Here is a 24,058-nt window from a genome sequence, read left to right as displayed (position 1 = left end):
ATTATTTTTTGATAAAAGCCATGATACGCTCATAGTCTTCGATATAATCAACCTCACCCCAGAAATTCGGAGCAACATTTTTAACATGAATGGGTTGCTCTTCAATCATGGAATATAGAATATTTTCCCACCATAGGCCATGTTGCTGTGTATCAATTAGAACTTCTAAACGTTGTAAGAATTCTGGTAAGAAGTCTGATGATAATTTCGCAATTCCAACATATTCTCCAGTAATATCATCACCCGTTAATTCTTTACCGTGTTTGATTAAGATATCATTTTCGTAGTAGAATTTGTAATCACTTTCTTCTTTACGTGTATCATCTGAGAACAACACAGGTGATTTTTTCTCAGCTAAGATAATATCAAGTGTTTTTTGTTCTAAAAATACGTCTGCATTCATGATTAACACATCTTCTGCAGGTTCAAAGAAATCTTTCGCAAACCAAATTGAAGCAACACTGTTTGTTACATCATAGAATGGGTTGTAGTAAAACTTAACACCTTTACCTTTAAGTGCTTCACGAATATATTGACCTTCGTATCCCAATACGATTGCAATATCGTTAATACCATTCTTATTGAATAATTCAATTGTATATTCGATCAGTGGTTGTCCCCCAATATCAACAGTACATTTAGGTCTTCCTTCTAAATAACGGCTAATACGAGTTCCTCTTCCTGCTGCTAATAATACTAATTTCATTAGATTATACCTCTTTCTTTAAGTGAATCGAGCGCATTATATAATGTCTCCATATTTTCTTGAGTGATTTCACCGATGTGTGAAACCCTTATAACTGAATCTGCATAAGCACCACCACTTGGCGTTACCCAGATTTCATATTCATCTTTTAGAACCGTAAAGATTTCTTTCGCAGATTTACCTTCTGGTACATAAAGCGCTGTCACTGCATTCGAACTCGAATCGGTAACACACTTGAACCCGTAATCTTCGATTTTTGATCGAAACGACATTGCGAGTGCTCTTGTATTCCCAATTGTTTGATCGATGCCATCTTGCTTAACTTGTTTAAGTCTTAGATTGAGTTGTAATACAATACCGACAGCAGGTGTAAACGGTGTTTGCCCACGCTTTGCATTCGATAATGCACTCTTTAAATCTAAGTAGTAACAAGGACGTTTGTTTTCATCAACACGACGTTGAGCATCTTCAGACAACACAAGAATCGAAAGTCCTGGAGGCAATGCTAAAGCCTTTTGAGATCCTGTAATGAGAATATCAATGTTGGATTGCTCCATCATAATTTCATCCGCAAGAAACGCACTGATTGCATCCACAATCAAGAATAAATTATTACGTTTACAAAACGATGAAATTAAATCGATATCATATAAAACACCCGAAGATGTCTCATCTAAATTCACAAGAAACCCTGTAAATCCCGCATTTTCATAAGGTTCTAAATCAGCCGATGTCAAACTTTGACCAAAATCTAAATTAATGGATTCAAAATTTACATCATATACAGAACATATTTCACAAAAACGAGCTCCAAAAGAGCCGCCATTAACAATTAAAAACTTATCGTTTTCTTTTGCACAATTCACAATAGCTGCATCCATTGCAGCTGTACCCGATCCCGTTAAGACAACAACTTTGTCCTCATCTCGAGCACCGCAAATTTCTTTAACGATTAATTCATTTTCCAACATAACATCTGAAAACTCAGGTGTTCTAAAGTATGGAACAGGCTCAGCACCAACATCCATTATGTCTTGACGCATCATGACCGGCCCAACTGTAAAATTAAGCATATTTTCCTCCTTAATTGTATCATCATATATTATTTAATCAACATCGATGAAAACAATCAAACTTTATATATTAAACATTTATATTATACCTTATTTTCGAATCTATTAAAATTCTTAAATTCAAATTAATGATTCTAAAACTGCTTTAATACTAATATTTATGGAATTGTTATATAATTGAATACGGTTAATCCCATTATGAGACAAGGAGGTATCACAGTTTTGAAAAAAAAGATTGTTATCATAATTTTCAGCTTAATGCTTTTTATTACCACACTTTCACTACTGAGCCCAGATCGTAAAAATTCAGACTTAGAATATCGAAGTCTAGCTCAATTTCCAAGTGCAGATATACAAGAAGTGCTCAATGGAACTTATTTTCAAGAATTAGAAACATATCAACTGGATCAACTTGTATTTCGAGATTCTATTTTGAAGTCTAGTTCTAAAATTGATAAATTACTGCTTAAATCCATTCGTAAGAATCATTTTATCAGCAATTCCGGTTATATTTTAGAATTTGAAGATTATCAGGAACAAACACTCAGTTCGTTACAAGAGTCTCTTGATAAACCTATATCAAACCTTCAAAATCTAAAAAATGTTTCAGAGAAAAGTGGTGGTCAATTTATTTTTATTGATATTCCGCAAAAATATGATTTCCACAACGAACTGTTCCCAAATTATTTCGCAACAAATACAACGCATAAGTTAGAATATAACGACACACTGCGTACACAGGCAGATAAAGCATCCGTTCAGACTATATCAGGTTCTGATGTTTTCTTAAAAAATGGTTTGCTTGAACCTTACTATAAAACCGATAACCACTATACCGCTGATGCATCGTTATTAATTTATCAGGAACTCCTTGAAACAATCAACGATCCCCGCATTCAGACACGTCCCATCAGCAATTACGAACGAATCGTTTATGAAAGCCCCTTTATCGGGAATAATTCTCGAACGATGGCCGATACAAGCTATTCTAAAGGGGAAATCTTTTACTACCTCAAACCCCAAAACCAATCGCTCCCAAAATATAAGCGATATGAAGACAGTTCACCATCGGATGAACCCGTAATGATTGCGGATGAAGCGATTTCACTTTATGGTAATTATATGAATGGTGATAAAGCAAATACCGTTATAAAAACAAAACGCGACAATCTACCTAAGATACTCTTTATCGGAGATTCATTCACCAATGCTTTAGAGTACCTTTCGATTTATGATTTCAATGAAGTTCATTCACTGGATTTACGTTCCTATAAAGGTGATGTATATGAATACATTGAAAAAAACAAATTCGACGTAATCGTCTTTGTTCGAAACACACAACTTAATTTAATTGAAAATGAATAGGAGATTCTATGCCCCTTACAAGTTACACATTTTTATTTGTTTTCCTTCCCCTTGCAGTTCTCATAAACCTTGCGACACATGGAAAACATAAGACATCCCTCTTAGCAGTTCTTAATTTATTTTTTATCAGTTATCTTGGACTTGGTCCTTTGCTTATCATTATCTTATCGATGTTGAGCTATTTCTATGCTGCATCCTTCTTGTATAAGAAACCACATAAGCAGGTGTTTATAGCTACAGTTAGTCTAAATATCTTAGTCCTAGTTTTCTTTAAGTATAAACCGCTTTTTATTGAAACAACAAACTTGACTTTTTTAGAAGGATTAATGGCTCCTCTCGGCATATCTTTTTATACCTTCCAAGGAATTGCTTATCTAGCAGATGTCGCATATCGGGACCGAAAACCCGAAACGAACCTGCTTAAATTCAGTGCATTCTTTATGTTATTTATGACCATCACGTCAGGACCTATCTTAAGATATGATGAAACCAAACTTGAAAACAAAGATGTACCGAATGAAATGTTATACAGTGGTTTTATTCGCTTTACTATCGGTTTATTCAAAAAAGCATATCTTGCTGCGAATTTTGGACTCATCGCCGCAAAAGTCTATGAAGGCCTTTATACCACAGCTTTCTTTACCGGAACAGCATGGCTAGGGTCCATTGCGTTTATGCTTCAGCTTTACTTGGATTTCTCTGGTTATACAGATATGGCCATTGGAATCGGTGGAATGTTTGGAATTCATTTACCTGAAAACTTTAAAGATCCCTACCTTGCTCGATCGTTTAGCGACTTTTGGAAACGATGGCATATTACCCTTACCCGTTGGTTCAAGGATTATATCTACATACCCTTAGGCGGTAATCGTAAAGGTTCCAGACGAACTTATTTGAATATGTTAGTCGTATGGCTCATTACCGGATTTTGGCATGGTTCTTCCCTCAACTTTATTATTTGGGGATGTTTCAACTTCTTAGTTATAATTTTAGAACGTAATGTGTGGGGCGAAGCACTCAAAAAAGCACCACGCATCCTTCAACACCTTATTACCCTGACCCTCATAAACATCGGGTGGGTTTTCTTTCGTGCAGGTTCCCTAGGGCAAGCTTTTGATTTTCTATCAAAAATGTTTATATGGGATATGAATTTAATTGGTATAAAACAAATCCTAACCTATGTACTCTCACGACCGATTGATTGGATTCTCGCAATCTTGTTTTGCACACCCATCGTTAATGCATTTATCATGCGTTGGAATAAAAGCGAAAAAAAATGGCAACAAATCGCCAGTATGTTCTTAATCGTAGGATTATTTATACTCGGCATTATCTTTGTTGTTACAAGTTCCTTTAAAGCATTTATTTACCAACAGTTCTAATGAAAACAAGCAACAAAAAGACCCATAAAATTATGGGTCTTTTTTCTTTTTTTCTACTCATCGAGTAGGTTCTTTTAAATTTGGCGGAGAACATGAGATTCGAACTCACGGAAGCTTTCACTTCGCCACCTTTCCAAGATGGTGCCTTAAGCCACTCGGCCAATTCTCCAGTGCTTACTTATTATACATAATAATTAAACAGAAAACAATGTATAATATACAAAAAGGAGGCTTTCTTTGTGCTACTTATCAATCGAATCAAAAACAGTACCCACCTTTCGGATACCGAATCAAAAATTGCGCAGTATATCCTTGAAAATCCGCAACTTGTGACTCAACTTACAATTCATGAATTATCTGAAATTACATATGCAAGTGCGTCAACCATTACCCGTTTTTGCCGAAAAATGAAAACGGAAGGATTTAGTGATTTTAAAGTTAAACTTGCTGGTGAATTAAGTTCGTTCTCAATAACTGAAAATCGCATACGTGATGATGTTCCTTTCCAAAGCAATCACACAAGCGCTGAAATTGTTCAATCAATCTTATCGCTTAACTATCAATCCATGAACGATACTTACAACAACATCGACCTTGAACAACTCGATCGAATAGCCCATAAAATCTATTATGCGCCTCATATCTATTTATACGGATCGGGACAATCGTTAATTCTTGCTCAAGATTTCCAATATAAATTGTTTCGCATTGAACTCGATTGTAACCTCGAAACATCACTTGGTTTTCAATCACTCAAAGCCAATACACAACCGCTGGACAGTATTGCCCTCATTATTTCCTATTATGGTCAAAATGAACATAACAAAACCATTGTGGACTCCCTCGTTGAACGAAATATCCCCTATATCTTAATTACAGGACCCTTAAACAATCCCTTATGCACACATGCCTTAGAAGTTGTACATGTTTCACCCCAAGAAGAACTTGTAACCAAGATGGCCTCCTTCTCTTCGCGGACATCAATGCAACTTGTTCTTGATTTCATTTACGCTTTAATCTTCGCAATCGATTATGAAAAAAACCAAGAAATCATCGAAAAACACCCTTGGTATATAAAAAAAGACTCCAATCAATGATTGGAGTCTTTTTTAAAATTTATATTGATCGAGATATCGTTTAACACCGTCTTCATGATTAAAACCACAGACTGCATCCGCAACATCCTTTACAGCTTGTGTTGCATTCTCCATCGCAACACCATGCCCTGCATCTTCAATCATATGCAAATCATTATTATTATCACCAAAGGTCATAATTTCATCAACTGTAATACCATACTTATCCATATAGTACTGAAGTCCGACCATCTTATTAATCCGCGGATCCATAAATTCAATTAACTCTTTTTGAGAGTAAAACGCAACATAGCACGGATTGGGATTTTCATGTACATATGCTTCAATACGCGCTAGAGTTTCAGGTTCTCCACTAAAGATGATTTTAGCATGCGAGTCCAAAACTTTAGATCGGACATCGACATACTCCAAATCAATGTGAGTACGAACCTCGATATTATAAAAATCCTCAAATTGTGTATACAGTTTTCCAGGACCTGTTAATACAGGGTTTCCACCCATGGGCATAAAGGTATCTAAAATTTCACGAATTAAATCACCACTCAATGGGAACTGTTCATGAATTTCACCATCCGCAAAATCATAAACAAAACCACCGTTATCACAGATTGCGAAATCAAATAATTCTGCGATATCGGGTATACCAAAGACTGCGGAATCCATGGGTCTGCCCGTCGCAACCCCAAACTTAATACCCTTCTGACGCAGTTTTAAAATCGTTTCCCGCATCGAAGGCGTTAAAGCATGATCTGCGTCCAAAAGTGTCCCGTCCATATCTGTCGCAATTAATTTAATCATATACTTCCTCAACTTTCATAAAAAAACAGAAGGCAAAGCCTCCTGTCCATTATAGCAATTTAATCTCTAATCTGCGATGTATTTAACGCCTTGGCTTTCAAGTTCCGCAATTTTATCGGAAAATTGGGGTAAATAGTCTTTATGGGCTACAAGCATTTCATGGAGCATATCAATCGTGTAATATCCCCCTTGAATCATGGGATTAATTGAAAAGGCTTGAACCGCTTTACGATAATTTCCAGTAACGGCGGCTTCAATGACCGTTTCTTCCATGGCTTTCATCATTTGGAGTTGACCGCGTGCTGCCGGTTCAAAAGAACCCCAGTTAAATGGTTCGGCGCCATGAGAGGTAATAACACTTGTAACCTCCACAACACAATCATACGGCAAATCGGTAATCGTACCATTATTTTGAGTGCTTACAGTCATTACGGTTCGTAAATCATTATGAATCGATGCAATTAACTGACAAGCTGCATCAGAATAATGGGCACCACCACGTTGTGTTAACTCTTCCGGCTTATAATTTAAATTCGGATCTTTATACAACTCAAATAAAGCTGCTTCGGTTTGTTGAACCGTTTCAGCACGTGTCTTATGATTCGTCCAATTTTCCATAAACTCTTCGGTCATATTTCGCGCAATATAGTAGTAACGGTGATAAGAACACGGAATCATTCCTAAATCCTTCAACTGATCAAGGTTATAAGGTATGGGTGTGATGTTTTTCACTTCTTGGACTTTTGAAAATGAACTGCTTGGATCAAACAATCGCTCAATTAACATCTGCGTCACTTCGGTTCCATCTTGATCCCAAACACGGTGCCAATGAAAATGGTTTAGCCCCGCAAACTTTTCAAATAAAACATTCGCATTCTCATCATAGCCCATTGCTTCATGGTTAATTTTTGTACATCCAACTGGAATATTACAAAGTCCAATCGTACGTTTCCAACCACCCCACTTAATTGCAGCTTCAGTTATAATCCCTGCAGGGTTTGTGAAATTAATCAGCCATGCATTGGGACATAATGTTTCCATATCTTTAATAATATCAAGAATTACAGGAATGGTACGAAAAGCCTTAAAAATTCCACCTGCACCATTCGTTTCTTGTCCCAACGACCCATATTTCCCGGGAATTCGTTCATCACGTTTACGAGCTTCAAGTTGCCCAACACGAAATTGTGTCGTCACAAAATCCGCATCTTTGAGTGCTTCACGACGATCAAGCGTTAATTTCACCTTCCAGTCAAGTCCGGCTGCCTCAACCATACGTTGTGCCATTGCACCTACAATCTCTAACTTTTCCTTGCCTTCTTCAACGTCCACCAACCAAAGCTCTGAAATATCAATTTGATCTGATCGTTTAATGAATCCTTCCATAAGTTCGGGTGTATAACTACTTCCCCCACCAATCGTAACAATCTTTATTTTTTTAGTCATAGTCGCCTCCTAGGTATTCAAATTGTATCCCTTATTAAGTTTTCTCACAATAAACGACACCGAACTTGATTTTTAATTTCATTTAAGTGTTTTCTCAAGTGTTAAGTGTGAAATTAAATACCATATTCTTATGGTATAATTTATTCAGGAGGCTTTTATGACTAAAATATTACTTGGAACTTATACAAAATCTGAAAGCAAAGGGATTTATGAAATTGACTTGGAACATGATCGTTTAGTGCGTTTAACGCACATTGCGGAGGTAGAAAACCCAACCTACCTTGATTATGATTCAACAACGCAAACCTTATTCAGTGTCTATCAAAACGATGATCAAGCGGGGATTGCGACATGGAAGTATCAAGGAACTGACACAGAACTTATTGAACGTTTTATTGAGCCCGGACCTGCGCCGTGTTATGTCGCCTATGACAAAAATGAAGATCAAATTTATGATGCGAATTATCATAAAGGACGCGTCAATGTTTATAAAAATCATCAAGTCTTTAAAAAAATTGAATACAAAGATGGATCGCATGCTCACTTCGTAAATAAGAAACCAAACTCCGAATTTGTCTATGTTTGTGATTTAGGCTTAGATACGGTTCGTAAATATGAACTTATGAATGAAATCGCAACGTATAAAGCACCTGCAGGGTCGGGTCCACGACACCTTGCCTTTCATCCACATTTACCCCTACTTTATCTATTTTCGGAGCATACATGTCATGTTACGGTTTTAGAGGATGATGGATTTGATTTTATCGAGCACGGTGTGTTCGATGCATTGCCAGAAATTGATGCAATTCGATCTGCAGCTGCAATTCGAATCTCTAAAGATGGAAACTATCTTTATGTATCCAACCGTGGTCATGACTCCATCACAGTCTTTAAAATCAGTAAAGACGGGCTCCAGCTTGAATTAATTCAAAACATTTCAAGCTTTGGTGAACATCCGCGTGATTTTGCCCTCAGTCCAGATCAAAAATATCTTGTTTGCGCAAACCGTGATACAAATAATCTCAGCTTGTACGCAAGAAATGAGACGACTGGGAAGCTAACATTACTCCAATCGGATATTTACGCACCGGAATGTGTTTCAGTTCTCTTCATTTCATAAAAATAAAAAAGACATCGTTGCATTCAGATGTCTTTTTTAATTCCAAAAAAAATCACGCGGTTTAAGCGTGATTTTTTTGAGTTTAATAAATTATAAATTAAACAGTTCTTTCGTGAGCAGTTCTCATAAGAACATCAAGTTGTTGTTCTTTTGTAAGTTCTACAAATCGAACAGCATAACCTGAAACACGAATTGTTAAGTTAGGGTATTTCAATGGATTGGCCATAGCATCTTCAAGAAGTGCATTGTCAAATACGTTAACGTTTAAGTGGTAAGCTCCTTGTGCGAAGTAACCGTCCATAATACCACGTAGGTTTACGATACGTTCGTCTGAAGTTTTACCCATTGCGATTGGCGCAATTGTTTGTGTATTTGAGATACCATCAAGTGCACAGTTATAGTCTAATTTAGCTGTTGAGTTTAATGAAGCTAATAAACCATTCTTTTCTGCACCGTATGATGGGTTCGCACCAGGTGCTAAAGGAACACCTTGTCCACGTCCATCAGGTGTATTACCTGTAGCTTTACCATAAACAACATTTGATGTGATTGTGAGTAAGCTTAATGTCGGTGTTGAATTGCGGTATGTATGGTGACGTTTAATTTGTCCCATGAAGTATTGTAATGCCCAGTTTGCAAGATCATCTGCACGGTCATCATCATTACCATATTTAGGGAAGTCTCCTTCGACTTCATAATCTACAACTAAACCTTTTTCGTCACGGATCGTCTTAACCTTAGCGTATTTGATTGCTGATAAGGAGTCAGCAACGTGTGAAATACCTGCAATACCAGTTGCAAAAGTACGTTTAAGATCGGAATCCATTAATGCAAGTTGTGCTTTTTCATAAGCGTATTTATCGTGCATGTAGTGAATTGAGTTTAATGTATTTACATATAATTCTGCTAACCAGTCCATCATGTCTTGGTAAGCAACTTTAACTTCATCAAAGTTTAGGTATTCTGATGTAATTGGACGTAAACGTGGTCCAACTTGTGCTTTAGTCACTTCATCAATACCACCATTGATAGCATAAAGTAGGCATTTAATTAAGTTTGCACGAGCTCCAAAGAATTGCATATCTTTACCGATTACAGTAGCGGATACACAACATGCGATTGCAACGTCATCTGAACCCCATTTTTCACGAAGTAATGTATCATTTTCAAATTGAATTGAAGATGTTTCGATTGCTACATGAGATGCAAATGTACGGAATCCTTCTGGTAATTCTTTACAGTATAGAACTGTTAAGTTTGGTTCTGGTGAAGGTCCCATGTTAATGAGTGTGTGGAGTAAACGGAAGTCAGTTTTTGTAACGAGTGAACGTCCGTCAAAGCCCATACCTGCGATTGATAATGTTGCCCAGATTGGGTAACCACTGAACAATGCATTGTATTCAGGTGTACGTGCAAATTTAACCATACGTAATTTCATTACGAGGTGGTCAATAAGTTCTTGTGCTTCTTTTTCAGTAATCACACCAGCATCTAAATCACGTTGGATATAGATATCAAGGAATGCTGAGATACGTCCAATTGACATCGCTGCCCCGTTATTTTCTTTGATAGCTGCTAAGTAACCAAAGTATAACCATTGAACTGCTTCTTTAGCATTTGCTGCAGGTTGTGAAATATCGAATCCATAAGAAGCAGCCATTTCTTTAATTTCTGCTAATGCATGAATCTGATCACTGATTTCTTCACGTAAACGAATTACATCATCTGTCATTGTTTTGTAACCTGTGTGTGCTAAATCATTTTTCTTACCAGCTACAAGACGGTCGATACCATAAAGTGCGATACGTCGGTAATCACCGATAATACGTCCACGTCCATAAGCATCTGGAAGACCTGTAATGATCTTGTTCTTACGTGCTGCACGCATTTCAGGTGTATAAACATCAAATACCCCTTGATTATGTGTCTTGCGCCATTTTGTAAAGATATGTACTAACTCTTCATCAGGTTCATAACCATTACTTTCAAGAGCCTTCACAGCCATTCCAATTCCACCGAAAGGAATAAACGCTTGTTTTAATGGTTCATCTGTTTGGAACCCAACAATTTGTTCTTTATCCTTGTTCATGTAACCAGGACCATGTGAACTTACAGTAGATACAATTTTAGTATCCATGTTGTAAACGCCAGCTTTCTCACGTTGTACAGCATTCATTTCTTCGAGTTGTTCCATAAGATCCAACGTATTTTGAGTTGGTCCTTCTAAGAACTCATCATTACCAGTATACTCTGTGTAGTTATTTTTGATAAAATCACGAGTATCAATGTTTTCTTTCCAATAGCTTCCTTTGAAGCCTTTCCATTGATTATACATTAAGATACCTCCTTATTCTCGGGTTTGATTCCCAATATCTTATTTGTATTACACGCATATTATATCAAACTTAGTACAATACGTTTTATTTTTCACATCCTTTTTGGGCTTGTTCTTGTACACACTTGTGCTTAATTGCTTCAAAACATACTAGTTTGAGAATTCACAGACTTTTTTCACAAAATTATTTAGGTCACTTCAAATCTAAAAATACTCACTTTTAAGTGAACTTAGTTCAAATAAAACCCTTTTTCATTTATGTCATGGTTTCACAAACTCCATAAGCACCGTTAACACTATCTTGCTCAAAATAACGAAGTTTATGAGTGTGGAACAATCCGTAAAAGTTCAAATTTAACGGTAGTCATTAAAAAAACGACGCTACATTACTTTAATTTCGAAATTAAAAGCAAGATAGTGTCGTTTCATTCAAAAAAAAGACTGATTTCGATCAGTCTTTAAGTGCTTCAATAAGGAGTGGTAAATAAATCGGTAAATCCGGTGGTCGTCTTCCTGATACAACGTGACCATCTCGAACTGCCGGTTCATCAACCCAATGTGCTCCTGCATACATTAAATCATGCTTAATACCTGGTGTACTGGTTACCGTTTTTCCGTTTAAAATTCCAGCAGATGATAAAACCCATCCAGCATGACAAATTTGACCAATTACCTTTTTATTGCTGTCCATATACTTCACAAAATCCAGTACTGGATCCAATCGACGAAGATAATCTGGTGCCCATCCACCCGGAATCACAAGACCATCATAGCGCGTAATATCCACATCCGAAAACTTTAAATCACTCACAACCGACAGACCGTATTTTCCACGGTAAGTCGTTCCACTAAGTTCAGCTGCAATATCAACGTGCGCACCCGCTTCACGAAGTCGAAGGATTGGGTACCACAATTCTGGATCATCAAAATCATCACTTACGATGGTTAAAACTCTTTTACCACTTAATTCCATGTCATCACCTCTTTATTAAACTCTATCAATATCCCTTTCTAAAGTATAGTTATTTGCTTTAAGATTGTAGTCTGCGATGCATCTTGATACGATACATATATATATAAGGAGGAATTTTTATGTTTTATCTAGGTTGTCATCTCTCATTTGCGAAAGGTTATGAAGCAATGGGACATGAATCACTTCGTATTGATGCTAATACGTTTCAGTTTTTCACGCGAAGTCCTCGTGGGGGAAAAGCAAAACCCCTTAATCTCGAGGATTTAGGAAAACTTAATACTTTAATTGAAGTAAACAATTTCAAACACATTCTTGCGCATGCACCATACACGATGAATCCTTGCAGTAATAAGGATTATACGCGTGATTATGCAGAAGAACTCATGCTTGATGATTTGTCTCGTATGAGCCATATCAAAGGCAGTCTTTATAACTTCCATCCAGGAAGTCATGTAGGACAAGGTGTTGAACCGGCGATTGTTATGATTTCTGATATGTTGAATCGCGTCTTAGACCCAAACCAAGAAACAATTGTCTTACTTGAAACGATGGCAGGTAAAGGAACTGAAGTCGGTCGCACTTTTGAAGAAATTGCTGCAATTATTGAAAAAGTGAAGGTTAAAGAAAAAATTGGTGTATGTTGGGATACATGCCACATTTATGATGCCGGTTATGATATCGTGAATGATTTAGATGGTGTTATCGAACACTTTGATGAAGTTGTTGGTTTAGATAAACTACATGCGATTCATATCAATGACAGTAAAAATCCCTTTAAGTCTCACAAAGATCGCCACGAAAAAATCGGTCAAGGATCAATAGGGTTGGAAACATTCGAAAAAATTATAAACCATCCCAAATTACGTCATCTTCCGTTTTATCTAGAAACTCCACAAGATGATAACGATGGTTATAAAGCAGAGATTGAGCTCTTAAGATCAATTCGTAAATAACAACTTAAGGTTTATTTATGACATCTTACCCTTTTTTTGTATCGATTCGATTATAATTATTTATAATAGAGTCAGGAGGAACATCCGTGAATATAAAGGTTATTATTAATCCGAATCTTGAAGAAGATATCGTTTTAGAGTGTCGCGAAATGACACCTCAAATTGAGAAAATGATTCATACTTTGGATACCCAATCGATTAACGCGGTTCACCGCGGTAAAGATATTACACTTGATCTTGATGAAGTTTGTTTCTTCGAGACTGAAGACGATGCGGTTTATGTCCATACAGCAAAAGATTCATTTCGCACACACTATCGCTTGTATGAGTTAGAGGCATCCTTGCCAAGTTCATTTATACGAGCATCCAAATCAAGTATTGTGAATCTTAATCAGATTGATTCACTTGAACGGAATATTACTTCATCTCGAAGTGTTCAATTTTATAACAGTCATAAGATAACGTATGTATCACGCATGTATTTCCAACAAATTAAACAACGATTAAAGGAGGAGAGTATCTAATGAAAAAAAATGATTATTTCTGGGGCTTTGTACTAGTTTTACTGGCATTTGGATTATTTGGTAGCGCATTTAATCTTTATAGTTTTGGTCCCAATGCATTTAAGATTGCATTTACGGTAGCCTTAGTAGCGTTCGCAATCTCAAATATGCCTAAGTTAAATTTCTTTGGGATTGTTTACCCACTTACTTTGGCGCTTTGGATTAACCGTGTTTATTTTAATATTCACGGAAATGGCGGCACTTTATTTTGGGCAAGTACATTTCTAGCTGTTGGTCTTTCCGTGATCTTCAAACGACGCAAACGGCACGTAAACTTTCAAAAGTATGAATCGTATCGTGAAAGTTCAAGCTATGCAACAGATGAAGATGGTAATCAATATGAGTATCACACAGGAACACAGCAAAGTCGCAGTGGTTATCGCGATGACGACCATGCAGACTATATAAATATCGAAGCATTGTTTACGGATCGTACGCGATATATCCGCTCAAAAAACTTTACGGGTGGCTATATCGATAATACCTTTGCGTCATTATCAATCTATTTTGATCAGGCTCAATTTAACCCTGCAGGGGCACAGCTTGAAGTGAGTTGCGCATTTGGACAAGTAAAATTGTTTATTCCTTATAATATCAACGTTATTAATAATATTGATAATACACTTGCAAGTGTCAGTGATCCCCATCGAAACACAGTCGTTGATGGTCCTACATTAACCTTAACGGGTGATGTAACCCTTGGCGAAATCAAAATTGTGTACGTATAATCACTATTTAAGCGGTTTTTAACCGCTTTTTTTATATTTTCAATCTTTTTTTATTTTTATTGAATTTGGGTATTGCTTTCTTAGAAATGGCTTGTTATAATCTATTAGCAATACCAAGTGAATACGCGGGCGTGGTGAAATTGGCAGACACACTAGACTTAGGATCTAGCGCTTCGGCATGGAGGTTCGAGTCCTCTCGCCCGCACCAATTATTAAATAACAGTCATTACTTCGGTAATGACTTTTTCTTGATCTTTTATTTGTTAATTGTTTTATAAAAAAGGATTTGCTATAGTTTGAATAAAGGAGATTACTATGAAAACTTCTATAAATAAGCGCATCCTTCAATACCAAGAAAGCATCAATAATAACGACATGCCTTCTACGTATAAATTTTTAATCGACACGATGAATCAAATTCAGCGTAATTTCGTACTTGATTCATTTTCAACGAAATCCGTTCTTAATGGCTATCTCGATTATACTTATTTTTATTTTGATGATGATTTTCTTCGGTCACAGGGTTTAAAGCTGGGCTTAATCTTAAATCATCAAGCGATGGCCTTTGAACTTTGGCTTATGGGACGGACAAAACCGATTCAAGAAAAGTATTGGAACTTGTTGAAAGATACGCCCCTTAATCATTTTGACGAGATGCCTCAGTGGTTTATCGTTTCTATGAATTTGGTAACCCATCCAAAATTTGAAGATCTTGATGCACTAACAGATACAATACTTAAAACGATTCCAATCGCTTATGCGCAAATACACGCTTATCTCTAGCTAAAAACTTGTTTTTATATCAAGTTTTTTTTTTTTTTTAAAACGTCTTCGGAACATGATTTCCTTTTTTCATCACATTTACAAGCTCCCCTTCACACCAATGTATTATAATAATCATATAGAAAGAAGGAACTTCCATGACACAATTTAAAATATCTGATGATTTTTGGTCTTTATTTCCTGATGCTTGCTTTGGAATTGTGCTTGCACACGATGTCCAAAACAAAAATCTTAATTCTGAAGCAATGACTGCAATTTCTAAATTTCTTGATGAGAGTCATCACGACGCTCAAAAGCATCTTACAGAAGATGTTCTAAGTCAAAATACTGTTGTTTCTGTATGGCGTGACGCATATCAAAAGTTTAAAACCAAAAAAGGTGCACGTGTATCGATTGAGGCCTTGTTGAAGCGGGTTTCTAAGGGAAATACGGTTGGTTCGATCAATCCCCTTGTTGATATATACAACGCAATCTCGCTGACGTATGGGCTTCCTTGTGGTGGTGAAGACATCGATACGTTTGTAGGGTCTTTGCGATTAATTAAAACGCAAGGAAATGATTCATTTATGGCTCTGGGAGATACAGAACCCGATAATACACTTCCGGGAGAAATCGCATACGTTGATGATGTTGGTGCAGTCTGTCGTTGTTGGAATTGGCGTGATGGTCAACGCACCATGTTAACAAATGACACAACGAATGCATTCTTAATTATTGAGTGTGTCGATCCAACACGTCGTGACGATTTAGAAAAGGCTACCCAACACCTTGCAACATATGTTGAACAATATCTTGGTGGGTCTGTAAAAAGCACTATCATGGACTACGAAAACGTAAGTCTCAATCTTGAATAAAAGATAATTTAAAAAGGAGAAGAAAATCATGGCACGTCCACAAACAAAAGAAACATTGCTCGAAGCAGCATCTGAAAACTTTAATAAATTAAATGAATTTATCAATTCTTTAAGCGAAGAAGAACGCAATACAACATTCATACTCGAAGATCGAGATCGTAACTTACGAGATGTTTTATGTCATTTAATCGAATGGCATAAAATGATGATCCGATGGTATCAAATCGGTGTTATAGAAAATGGAATGCCCGATATTCCCGCAAAAGGCTTTACTTGGAAAACAACACCGGAACTAAATTACAAAATCTGGGAAGCATACCAAAATACATCCTTGGAAGATGCACTTACGGAAATTCAAAGCACCCATGCGGAAGTTGTAAGTCGAATTCATAACCATACTCAAGAATCGTTATTTGATCGCAAGGTTTACCCATTTACCAAAACAACAACCCTAGGTGCTTATTTTATCAGCGCCACCTCATCGCATTACGATTGGGCACTAAAAAAATTAAGAAAACAGTATAAAGCTTTGAAGCGTGATATAATAGATTAAAAGGAAGTGATACCATGGGTATTGATAATTGGTTTAATTTTCGTCCTAAAGCAGATCTCGATCGTGATCGCGAAAAATATCTAAAAAAGGTCTTTCCACGCGGTGAGCAACAAAAGCAAATGATTCAAAACGTACTCCTTGAGTTATTTCCAAAACGAGACCAGAAGGAACTTCTTTATCATTATATTGTTTGTAAAGAAATCATCACCAATGATGCATTGGATCCTTTTGACCAAATTCATAAAATTGAGAAAGCACTCAAACGGGTTCGTCCTAAGTTAGACTTTACTGAAACAGAAACGTTAACGAATCTGCTTTATATAGATGCTAATGAAATCGAAACCATTGATTCACAAAAACTTTTAAATCGAGTTAAGCATAAAGCCATCGTATGATGGTTTTTTTATTTTGTGTATCTATATTTTTGACTACTTAATACTCGTTTTTTGTGTGATTGAGAGGATAAACTTGTAAGTCATCAATTCCTTATTTATGATGTGTATCGTTATTAAAGGAGATTTTATTGTGTCTAATCATATAAATTTAAGTCGTGTCGATGGGGATCTTTATATTGGTAAAGGTGCCGGAAAAGAAATTATGACACGTTTTAATCAAAGTAAACAAACTATTAAGATTGTATCCCCATATGTAAATAAGGATTATGTACAGAAGTTAATCAAACAACATCAAGCAGGGATTGCTACGGGTTTAGTGTTCACCTGGGATTATAAACAAGGTCAAAAAGCAAATCAAGATTTGGCACACACCCTGTTCACCCAAACACGCATTAAAAGTGATGAAGCATTACGAAAGAAACGTATGGGACGTTTGATTGCATTAGGATGGTGTTTAGTTAATTTTATTATTTTAGCGCATGCACTAACACTTAAAGGAACTGTTGGTTTTTGGTTTGAAATAATAGTTGTTATGGTGTTATTTACCGCAAATTTCAAATATTTCGATCATATTCATAAGACACCCATCTATAGCTACGCTTACGAGCCGAATATGCCTATTTCTATTTGGAAAACCAACCGCTATCAAAAACTTCATACAAAACTGTATGTCGTGGATGATGTTGCTTTTATTGGTTCCCTCAATTTTACAAAAAACGGTTTTTATTCAAACTATGAATCTTGCATGAGTATTCATGAAAAGGATGAAGTGAATGACTTACATCACTATATTGATTCCCTTTTAAATGATAAAGAATGTCAGCAATTCTATTTTAATGAAATTGGAAAACAATACTTTGAAGAACCTGCCTACTAAAAAAAGTCCATCTCGGACTTTTTTTTATTTGATTGTTTTAATAATTTTCGCAGGGTTTCCAGCAAGAACAACATTATCTCCAAAACTCTGTGTGACAACAGCTCCCGCTCCGACCACTACATTATCCCCTAAGGAAACGCCGGGTAATAGAATACAACCTCCACCTAGCCACACATTGTTTCCAACACTGACTGGTTTTCCATACTCCCGTCACGAACTTCGTGTAGAAGGGTCAAGCGGGTGGGTAGCCGTATAAATTTGGACATTGGGTCCGCACATACAGTGATCACCAAATCGAATTTCACAGACATCAAGCATGACACAGTTATGATTTGCGAAAAAATGATTTCCTAGATGAATGTTTACACCGTAGTCACATGCGAAGCCAGGACAAATACAAAAGGTTTCAGGTGCACTACCAAGTATTTCTCGATAAATATCCGAGCGTACAGTGCCATTTGCTTCTTGATTTGCACGGATTGTACACTCTATTGCTTTTAAGTTGAGTTTCATTAATGTTGGATCATCGCTACGATACATTTCTCCACGAATCATCTTCTCAAACGCCTGCATGACGATACTCATTTTCAAAATCAACGAGTTCTTTATATATTAATGCGACATCGTGACGGTATGGGTAGTTTTTGGTTTCTTTATTGAAGTTTTGAAGAATTTGCGAAGCACGTACTTCATCCTTCTCAATCACTAACGCTTTCAAAAATTCAAATTTCAAACAATCTGGATTCCCTTTGATTTTCTTCACAATAGTATTCATCATTGGAGTGGGTTCTACAACCTCCCCTTCTAACATTAAACAGGAAGCATGATCAAGGTCCACAAATACTTTTTGAATTGGGATCATTTCGAGATCCTTAAGCGCTTCATATGCTTCAATACGGTCATGATTTGACTTCAACGATTCAATATAAATAAGTTGAGCCGTTAGACCAATGGGATTATCACAATCTTGAAGTGGAATCGATTTAATAAAACTTGGATTGATTTCTTCATAACCTTTCCCCTGTGCTTTCATACCAATAACGTAAAGTTGTAACCAGAAATAAGGACGTAACTCTGAGCGATGTCTTAACAAGGATGCATTGTAACCATCATTGGGTGTATCTTCCATAATAAGTCCATTCACCAAAATCGCGAATATTCCGAGGAGAATCAGTAAGGTTAGAAATATTTGCATGTAGGGTCCAACAGGAAACATTACAAGGAGCACAAGAGCCACAAGTGTAATGACACCATTTGTAATAAGTCCTCCAAAATTATAAAGTTGAGTCGGAAAGTCTTCGTTCATTGTTTTAGGCGGCATCATCAAACACTGTCCGGCAGTACCTGGAATTTTGAGCGATTTCAATTTATATCCGTTATTTGTTTTGATCAGTGTCAATGAGAAAAAACGAATCAGAATAAATTGATAACCCGTAATGAGACCAAAGATAAGATGACCTGTTTCGTGCATCACAATATGGATTATAAAACTTAATATTATAAAGCCCATCGACGCAAGAAAAATATTCAGGGGACCAATACTATATGTAAAGGATAGCTTTTGGGCCATGTGCCCTCCCGCAAATCCTAAGAATGCGCAAAGAAAAACTAAGGTTATTTTCAATAATTTATTTTTCATATAATCCTCTTTTCATGTCTATTAGACCATAAAAAAACCACTCATGCAAGAGTGGTTAAAACTAGAAGATTCGATTTAATTCATTTTGAAGTTTTGCTTGTTCACGAACATATTCATCAAGTTTTGCTTCGTTTTCTTCATAGTTGTTTTTAAGACCTGCAATTTCTTCTTGTAACGTTTCAGAATCATTTGTTTTTGCTTGACCTTCAAGACTTGCAATCTTAACTTTAATTTTTTCATTGAGTTCTTCTAAAGCATCACAACGAACATCGAGCAGTTCAAGTTCTTCTTCGATTTCATTACGACGTGATTCTTGTCGATTAAAATCTCGATTTTTTATGCGTGCATAGAAATCATCTTGAATACTTCTAAATGTATCCCAAAGTTTTGGTTCATGATCGCGACCACTATGTCCTGCATCTTTCCATTCATTAAACAGTGCTTCCATATTTTCACGTGTGGTTGCATCGTTGAATGCTTGTACAAGATCCTTCGCCTTTTCGATAATCGCTTCTTTTTTCTCACGCGCGTTATCTTGTTCAGCACGTAATCCGTCAAAGAACTCTCGTTGTTTTTGATAGAAATTTTGACGATGACCGTTAAATTCTTCCCATAAACGATCTTCATGTTCACGACCAGCAAATCCGGCTTCTTTCCAACGTGTCATTAAATCGCGCATTACATCCGATGTTTCTTTCCATTCGGTCGAATCTTTAATTGCTTCTACTTCGACAATTAAGGCTTCTTTCAATTCTTTCGCATCTTTACGAAGTACCGTCATTTCTTCAAAATGTGTACTGCGAGCATCAAAGAACTCATCATTTATCGCACGGAATTTTTCCCAAAGTTCTTGATCTACGTCTTGACCCGCAAATCCAGCTTCTTTCCATTGTTTTTGAAGTTCTTGTAATTTAACGGCTGTTTTATTCCAGTCTGTAGATTTTTTTAGTTGGTCGGCTTGTTCAATTAAATCTTTTTTAATGGAACGTGCACTTTCGAGTCGTTCTTGACGATGTTCATATTGATCAAGTGCTGTTTTAAATTTATCTTCTAAATCTTGATCTATGCCTTCTTCAGATAAAGATTCCCATTCTTTCTTAACGAACTCAATGCGTTCATCATCCCCTGTACTCATAACACTGTATACTTCTGAAATTAATTGGTTTTGTCGAGACGTTTCCACAGAAGCAAGACTTTCCCATCCAAAATCATGTCGCGAAAATTCAGGCTCTCTTACTTCCTTTTCTACTACTTCTTCTGTCTCATTAATTTTTTTCTCGTTAATGTCGAACACCTCTTTCTTATCAATTGAAATATTATGTCATGCATAAATTTTGCATGAATCCAAAATACTTCTTTATTATCTAATAAATCATATCATTTATATGTGATTTAAACGTGAAATTCATGTGTGCAAACATGCATTTTTCGTTTTCTTACATTTATTTTGATTTATTTTTTCAGTTTATCAATCATTCCAATCTAAAAATCTTTGAAACCGTCTAATATACCCTGTTTAAAGCCTTTTTTCTCGAATTAAGGTGTGTTATTTGTCTTCAATTTGTCTATATTTTATCTTGTTTTTGGAAGTTGATGGGTTGAATCCTGAAAATACCGTCGTCTTTTAGTTGTAATGAATCCTGTTTCATTTTATAATCTTACGTATAGTTAAATCTATACGAGAGGAGAAGTGTATGGTCGATACTGTTAATCTTTGGCTCCTAGTTGGAGTTCTTATTATTGTTGTTGGATTTGCAATGAAAATTGATTCAATCGCTGTTGTTTTAGTCGCTGCTGTTGTTACTGCTTTAATTGGTGGTATGAACATTGGTGAGATTTTAGAAACACTGGGTTCTAACTTTGTTAAGTCCCGTGGTTTAACGATCTTTGTCTTAACGCTACCGGTAGTTGGGGTATGTGAGCGTTATGGATTAAAAGAACAAGCTGTAAAACTTATTCAAAAAATGAAAGTTCTTACAGCAGGCCGTGTTATTTGGGTTTACCAATTAATTCGCCAATGTGCCGCTGCTGGTGCATTACGTTTAGGAGGACATCCTCAATTTGTCCGTCCATTGATTCATCCAATGGCTGAGGGTGCTGGAATTCAAGAAAAAGGTTCCGCATTATCCGTTGCAGAGGAAGAAGAAATTAAAGCAGGTGCCGCTGCTGCTGAAAACTATGGTAACTTCTTTGGTCAAAACTTATTCCCTTATGCAAGTGGTGTTATCTTAATTGTTGAAACACTTGTTGAACAAGGTTATGACGTAACACACCAAGGAATCGCACTTTGGAGCGTTCCAGTCTTTGTAATTGCTCTAGTACTTGGAGGCGTTCAAACAGTTCTGTTAGATCGTCGCATTAAGAGAGGGGCTAAATAATTATGACAGCTAATTTTTGGGAATTATTCTTAGAAATGTGGTATATGGTTGTTGGTTGTATTTTTATCGCAACTGCAATTTCAGCATATCGCAATATTGATGATAACCGCAAATACGGTGCCGCATCATTTTGGATTATTTTAGCCGTATTATTTATGTTAGGAAAATACATTCCTAATAAAATTAACGGGTTACTTGTGTTAGCACTTGGAGTCCTTTCATTTATGAAGACCGTTAATATTGGAGATATTGAGCAAATTTCTCAAGATTTCCGTGATGAACAATCAGATCGAATCGGATTTAAAATCTTTATTCCTTCTGTATTTATTGCAATCGGAGCATTCTTATTCTCCTTTGTATTACCAAAAGTTGCGCCAGGTGTTAGTGCTGGTGTTCTTGGGTATATTGCAATTGGATTGTCTGCAGCATGTGGATTAATCGCAACCTTTATTATTACAAAAACAAAACCTAAAGGTGTCATGAATGACGCAACACGTCTTATGCGTACAATGGGTTCATTCAGTATCTTACCGCAATTGCTTTCAGCCCTAGGTGTTGTCTTTACAACAGCTGGAGTTGGTAGTTTAATTGCGACACTACTTGGTAGCTTTATTCCTAATGGAAACATCTTTGCAGGTGTTGTTGCTTACTGTGTTGGTATGGCCATCTTTACAATTATTATGGGTAATGCTTTTGCGGCATTTACCGTTATTACAATTGGAATTGGAATTCCATTTGTGTTTGCACAAGGTGCTAACCCACTGATTGCAGGTGCGCTTGCAATGACAGCTGGTTTCTGTGGTACTTTACTAACACCAATGGCTGCGAACTTTAATATTGTTCCAGCTGCACTTCTTGAAACAAAATCACAATATTCTATTATTAAATATCAAGCACCTATGGCTCTTATTATGCTCGTAATCCATATCTTCTTGATGTATTTCTTAGCTTTCTAAAAAATTATTGAAGGAGGACGTATCTATGAAAGTTTTAATTACAGGTTTTGATCCATTTGGTGGGGAAAAAATGAATCCTGCTTATGAAGCAGTTAAATTACTCCCTGATACAATCGAAGGGGCCGAAGTACTTAAACTCGAAGTTCCAACCGTCTTCAACAAATCGGTTGAGGTATTAGATGAAGCGATGGCTAATCATCAACCTGACATTGTCATCTGTGTTGGTCAAGCTGGAAATCGTTTTGGGGTTACACCTGAACGTGTAGCGATCAACCAAGATGATGCTCGTATTAAAGACAACGAAGGCAATCAACCGATTGATGAAACAATCTTCGAAGATGGTAAAGCAGCATATTTCGCTACATTACCAATCAAAGCAATGGTTGAGAATATGAAGCAAGCTTCAATTCCCGCAAGTGTTTCAAACACAGCAGGTACCTTTGTATGTAATCATCTTATGTATGGATTACTCTATTTAGTTGATAAAAAATATCCTAATGTTCGCGGTGGCTTTATTCATGTGCCTTTCGCAACAGAACAAGTTATGGATAAACCGACTGCACCAAGCTTAACTTTAGAACAAATCGCTAAGGGCTTAGAAGTATGTATCGCTACAGCCGTAACGGTTAAAGAAGATCACAAAATTCAAGGTGGCGCAATCAGCTAATGAATAATCAAATGTTTGTTTATGGATCTTTAATGGAAGGGTTCTTTAATTTTGATAAATATGTCGATGGACATGTTGTTTCAATTGAAAAAGCTTATGTTCTTGGAACATTGTATGATATGCCTTATAAAGGCTATCCAGCACTTTTACAAGAAGGCAACACCAAGGTTTGGGGTGAAATCATTACAGTTAAAGACCTCAGTCTCATTATCGATGATATTGATGCGATGGAAGGTTTTAATGGACGTGATGATGATGAGTATAAACGCATTCCCTCTACCATTACCAAAGAAAATGGTGATACAGTAGAACTGGGTGTTTACTTCTATAATCTTAAAGATCAAGATGTTCGGTTTGATGAAGCAATTCTTCTTCCAGAAGGAAGTTGGAGAGCATTTAAAACCTCGAAAAAATAAA

Annotated in this window: 25 protein-coding genes and 2 tRNA genes; 17 read left to right on the top strand and 10 right to left on the bottom strand. The window is 36.4% G+C overall.

Annotated elements, in window-relative coordinates; all coding sequences use genetic code 11:
* Window position 1 precedes the first annotated feature (1 nt).
* Together LLS04_RS05390 and LLS04_RS05385 are read right to left on the bottom strand one after the other, a co-directional pair.
* Complete coding sequence (locus LLS04_RS05390; protein ID WP_323610662.1) at window positions 2-706, bottom strand: phosphocholine cytidylyltransferase family protein; 705 nt, start codon at window positions 704-706, stop codon at window positions 2-4.
* Entirely contained in the window at window positions 706-1,779 is a 1,074-nt protein-coding gene (locus LLS04_RS05385; RefSeq protein WP_123245134.1) for a pyridoxal-phosphate-dependent aminotransferase family protein, read from the bottom strand. Before LLS04_RS05385 ends, LLS04_RS05390 begins: the two co-directional genes overlap by 1 nt.
* 222 nt (window positions 1,780-2,001) lie before the next feature.
* On the opposite strand from LLS04_RS05385, the gene LLS04_RS05380 reads away from it, so the two are divergent.
* The gene (locus LLS04_RS05380) at window positions 2,002-3,144 is read left to right on the top strand and encodes a hypothetical protein (protein WP_323610660.1); all 1,143 of its coding nucleotides are present in this window, start codon (window positions 2,002-2,004) and stop codon (window positions 3,142-3,144) included.
* An 8-nt stretch (window positions 3,145-3,152) separates the two neighbouring features.
* The gene (locus LLS04_RS05375) at window positions 3,153-4,526 is read left to right on the top strand and encodes an MBOAT family O-acyltransferase (protein ID WP_323610659.1); all 1,374 of its coding nucleotides are present in this window, start codon (window positions 3,153-3,155) and stop codon (window positions 4,524-4,526) included.
* A gap of 81 nt (window positions 4,527-4,607) precedes the next feature.
* On the opposite strand, the gene LLS04_RS05370 is transcribed toward LLS04_RS05375, so the two are convergent.
* Window positions 4,608-4,695 (bottom strand) — tRNA-Ser (locus tag LLS04_RS05370).
* Window positions 4,696-4,765: 70 nt separating this feature from the next.
* Between LLS04_RS05370 and LLS04_RS05365 the strand changes: the two genes are divergently transcribed.
* Window positions 4,766-5,623: a MurR/RpiR family transcriptional regulator gene (locus LLS04_RS05365; protein ID WP_323610657.1), complete on the top strand. Its 858-nt coding sequence runs from the start codon at window positions 4,766-4,768 to the stop codon at window positions 5,621-5,623.
* 12 nt (window positions 5,624-5,635) lie between these two features.
* Here the strand turns inward: LLS04_RS05365 and LLS04_RS05360 are convergent, their stop codons facing one another.
* Window positions 5,636-6,421 (bottom strand): Cof-type HAD-IIB family hydrolase, encoded by a 786-nt coding sequence (locus LLS04_RS05360; RefSeq protein ID WP_323610656.1) that lies wholly within the window; start codon window positions 6,419-6,421, stop codon window positions 5,636-5,638.
* A gap of 66 nt (window positions 6,422-6,487) precedes the next feature.
* Complete coding sequence (locus LLS04_RS05355; RefSeq protein ID WP_323610655.1) at window positions 6,488-7,867, bottom strand: 6-phospho-beta-glucosidase; 1,380 nt, start codon at window positions 7,865-7,867, stop codon at window positions 6,488-6,490.
* A gap of 157 nt (window positions 7,868-8,024) precedes the next feature.
* On the opposite strand from LLS04_RS05355, the gene LLS04_RS05350 reads away from it, so the two are divergent.
* Complete coding sequence (locus tag LLS04_RS05350; RefSeq protein WP_323610654.1) at window positions 8,025-8,987, top strand: lactonase family protein; 963 nt, start codon at window positions 8,025-8,027, stop codon at window positions 8,985-8,987.
* 97 nt (window positions 8,988-9,084) lie between these two features.
* Here LLS04_RS05350 and pflB read toward each other — a convergent pair whose 3' ends face one another.
* Together pflB and LLS04_RS05340 are read right to left on the bottom strand one after the other, a co-directional pair.
* Entirely contained in the window at window positions 9,085-11,322 is a 2,238-nt protein-coding gene (pflB, locus tag LLS04_RS05345) for a formate C-acetyltransferase (protein ID WP_323610653.1), read from the bottom strand.
* A gap of 451 nt (window positions 11,323-11,773) precedes the next feature.
* Window positions 11,774-12,295, bottom strand: coding sequence for a type 1 glutamine amidotransferase domain-containing protein (locus LLS04_RS05340; protein ID WP_323610652.1), 522 nt, complete (start codon window positions 12,293-12,295; stop codon window positions 11,774-11,776).
* 119 nt (window positions 12,296-12,414) lie between these two features.
* On the opposite strand from LLS04_RS05340, the gene LLS04_RS05335 reads away from it, so the two are divergent.
* From LLS04_RS05335 to LLS04_RS05295, 9 genes are all read left to right on the top strand, one after another.
* Window positions 12,415-13,248: a deoxyribonuclease IV gene (locus LLS04_RS05335; protein ID WP_323610651.1), complete on the top strand. Its 834-nt coding sequence runs from the start codon at window positions 12,415-12,417 to the stop codon at window positions 13,246-13,248.
* Window positions 13,249-13,334: 86 nt separating this feature from the next.
* A complete protein-coding gene (locus LLS04_RS05330; protein ID WP_323610650.1) occupies window positions 13,335-13,772 on the top strand; it encodes a LytTR family DNA-binding domain-containing protein in 438 nt (145 codons plus the stop codon).
* A complete protein-coding gene (locus tag LLS04_RS05325; protein WP_323610649.1) occupies window positions 13,772-14,539 on the top strand; it encodes a LiaF transmembrane domain-containing protein in 768 nt (255 codons plus the stop codon). Before LLS04_RS05330 ends, LLS04_RS05325 begins: the two co-directional genes overlap by 1 nt.
* 125 nt (window positions 14,540-14,664) lie before the next feature.
* Window positions 14,665-14,747 (top strand) — tRNA-Leu (locus LLS04_RS05320).
* Between the two features lie 107 nt (window positions 14,748-14,854).
* Window positions 14,855-15,322 (top strand): DUF7000 family protein, encoded by a 468-nt coding sequence (locus tag LLS04_RS05315; RefSeq protein WP_323610648.1) that lies wholly within the window; start codon window positions 14,855-14,857, stop codon window positions 15,320-15,322.
* A 137-nt stretch (window positions 15,323-15,459) separates the two neighbouring features.
* Window positions 15,460-16,176, top strand: coding sequence for a B3/B4 domain-containing protein (locus tag LLS04_RS05310; protein WP_323610647.1), 717 nt, complete (start codon window positions 15,460-15,462; stop codon window positions 16,174-16,176).
* 28 nt (window positions 16,177-16,204) lie between these two features.
* Window positions 16,205-16,729 (top strand): ClbS/DfsB family four-helix bundle protein, encoded by a 525-nt coding sequence (locus tag LLS04_RS05305; protein ID WP_323610646.1) that lies wholly within the window; start codon window positions 16,205-16,207, stop codon window positions 16,727-16,729.
* Window positions 16,730-16,743: 14 nt separating this feature from the next.
* Window positions 16,744-17,124: a hypothetical protein gene (locus LLS04_RS05300; RefSeq protein ID WP_323610645.1), complete on the top strand. Its 381-nt coding sequence runs from the start codon at window positions 16,744-16,746 to the stop codon at window positions 17,122-17,124.
* 130 nt (window positions 17,125-17,254) lie between these two features.
* Window positions 17,255-18,001: a phospholipase D-like domain-containing protein gene (locus tag LLS04_RS05295; protein ID WP_323610644.1), complete on the top strand. Its 747-nt coding sequence runs from the start codon at window positions 17,255-17,257 to the stop codon at window positions 17,999-18,001.
* A gap of 210 nt (window positions 18,002-18,211) precedes the next feature.
* Here the strand turns inward: LLS04_RS05295 and LLS04_RS05290 are convergent, their stop codons facing one another.
* From LLS04_RS05290 to LLS04_RS05280, 3 genes are all read right to left on the bottom strand, one after another.
* The gene (locus LLS04_RS05290; RefSeq protein ID WP_323610643.1) at window positions 18,212-18,574 is read right to left on the bottom strand and encodes a maltose acetyltransferase domain-containing protein; all 363 of its coding nucleotides are present in this window, start codon (window positions 18,572-18,574) and stop codon (window positions 18,212-18,214) included.
* Window positions 18,561-19,640 carry a hypothetical protein gene (locus tag LLS04_RS05285; RefSeq protein ID WP_323610642.1) on the bottom strand — a complete coding sequence of 360 codons (1,080 nt, stop codon included), beginning with the start codon at window positions 19,638-19,640 and terminating at the stop codon, window positions 18,561-18,563. The genes LLS04_RS05290 and LLS04_RS05285 overlap by 14 nt, the downstream gene beginning before the upstream one ends.
* 61 nt (window positions 19,641-19,701) lie before the next feature.
* On the bottom strand, window positions 19,702-20,934 hold the full coding sequence (locus LLS04_RS05280; protein WP_323610641.1) for a DUF349 domain-containing protein: 1,233 nt from the start codon (window positions 20,932-20,934) through the stop codon (window positions 19,702-19,704).
* A gap of 400 nt (window positions 20,935-21,334) precedes the next feature.
* On the opposite strand from LLS04_RS05280, the gene LLS04_RS05275 reads away from it, so the two are divergent.
* Genes LLS04_RS05275 through LLS04_RS05260 form a run of 4 tightly spaced genes read left to right on the top strand, consistent with a single transcriptional unit; the run spans window position 21,335 to window position 24,057 of the window.
* Window positions 21,335-22,018, top strand: a complete 684-nt coding sequence (locus tag LLS04_RS05275) for a DUF969 domain-containing protein (RefSeq protein ID WP_254007326.1) — start codon at window positions 21,335-21,337, stop codon at window positions 22,016-22,018.
* Window positions 22,019-22,020: 2 nt separating this feature from the next.
* The gene (locus LLS04_RS05270; RefSeq protein WP_275159450.1) at window positions 22,021-22,974 is read left to right on the top strand and encodes a DUF979 domain-containing protein; all 954 of its coding nucleotides are present in this window, start codon (window positions 22,021-22,023) and stop codon (window positions 22,972-22,974) included.
* Between the two features lie 25 nt (window positions 22,975-22,999).
* The gene (gene pcp, locus LLS04_RS05265) at window positions 23,000-23,641 is read left to right on the top strand and encodes a pyroglutamyl-peptidase I (protein WP_323610640.1); all 642 of its coding nucleotides are present in this window, start codon (window positions 23,000-23,002) and stop codon (window positions 23,639-23,641) included.
* The gene (locus LLS04_RS05260; RefSeq protein WP_003775478.1) at window positions 23,641-24,057 is read left to right on the top strand and encodes a gamma-glutamylcyclotransferase family protein; all 417 of its coding nucleotides are present in this window, start codon (window positions 23,641-23,643) and stop codon (window positions 24,055-24,057) included. Before pcp ends, LLS04_RS05260 begins: the two co-directional genes overlap by 1 nt.
* Window position 24,058: the final 1 nt, after the last annotated feature.

Origin of the sequence: Erysipelothrix enhydrae, assembly GCF_035066605.1 — a bacterium.
GTDB classification, from domain to species: domain Bacteria; phylum Bacillota_I; class Bacilli_A; order Erysipelotrichales; family Erysipelotrichaceae; genus Erysipelothrix; species Erysipelothrix amsterdamensis.
Note: the sequence above shows the minus strand (reverse complement) of the source record. Positions and strands in the feature narration are given on the sequence as shown.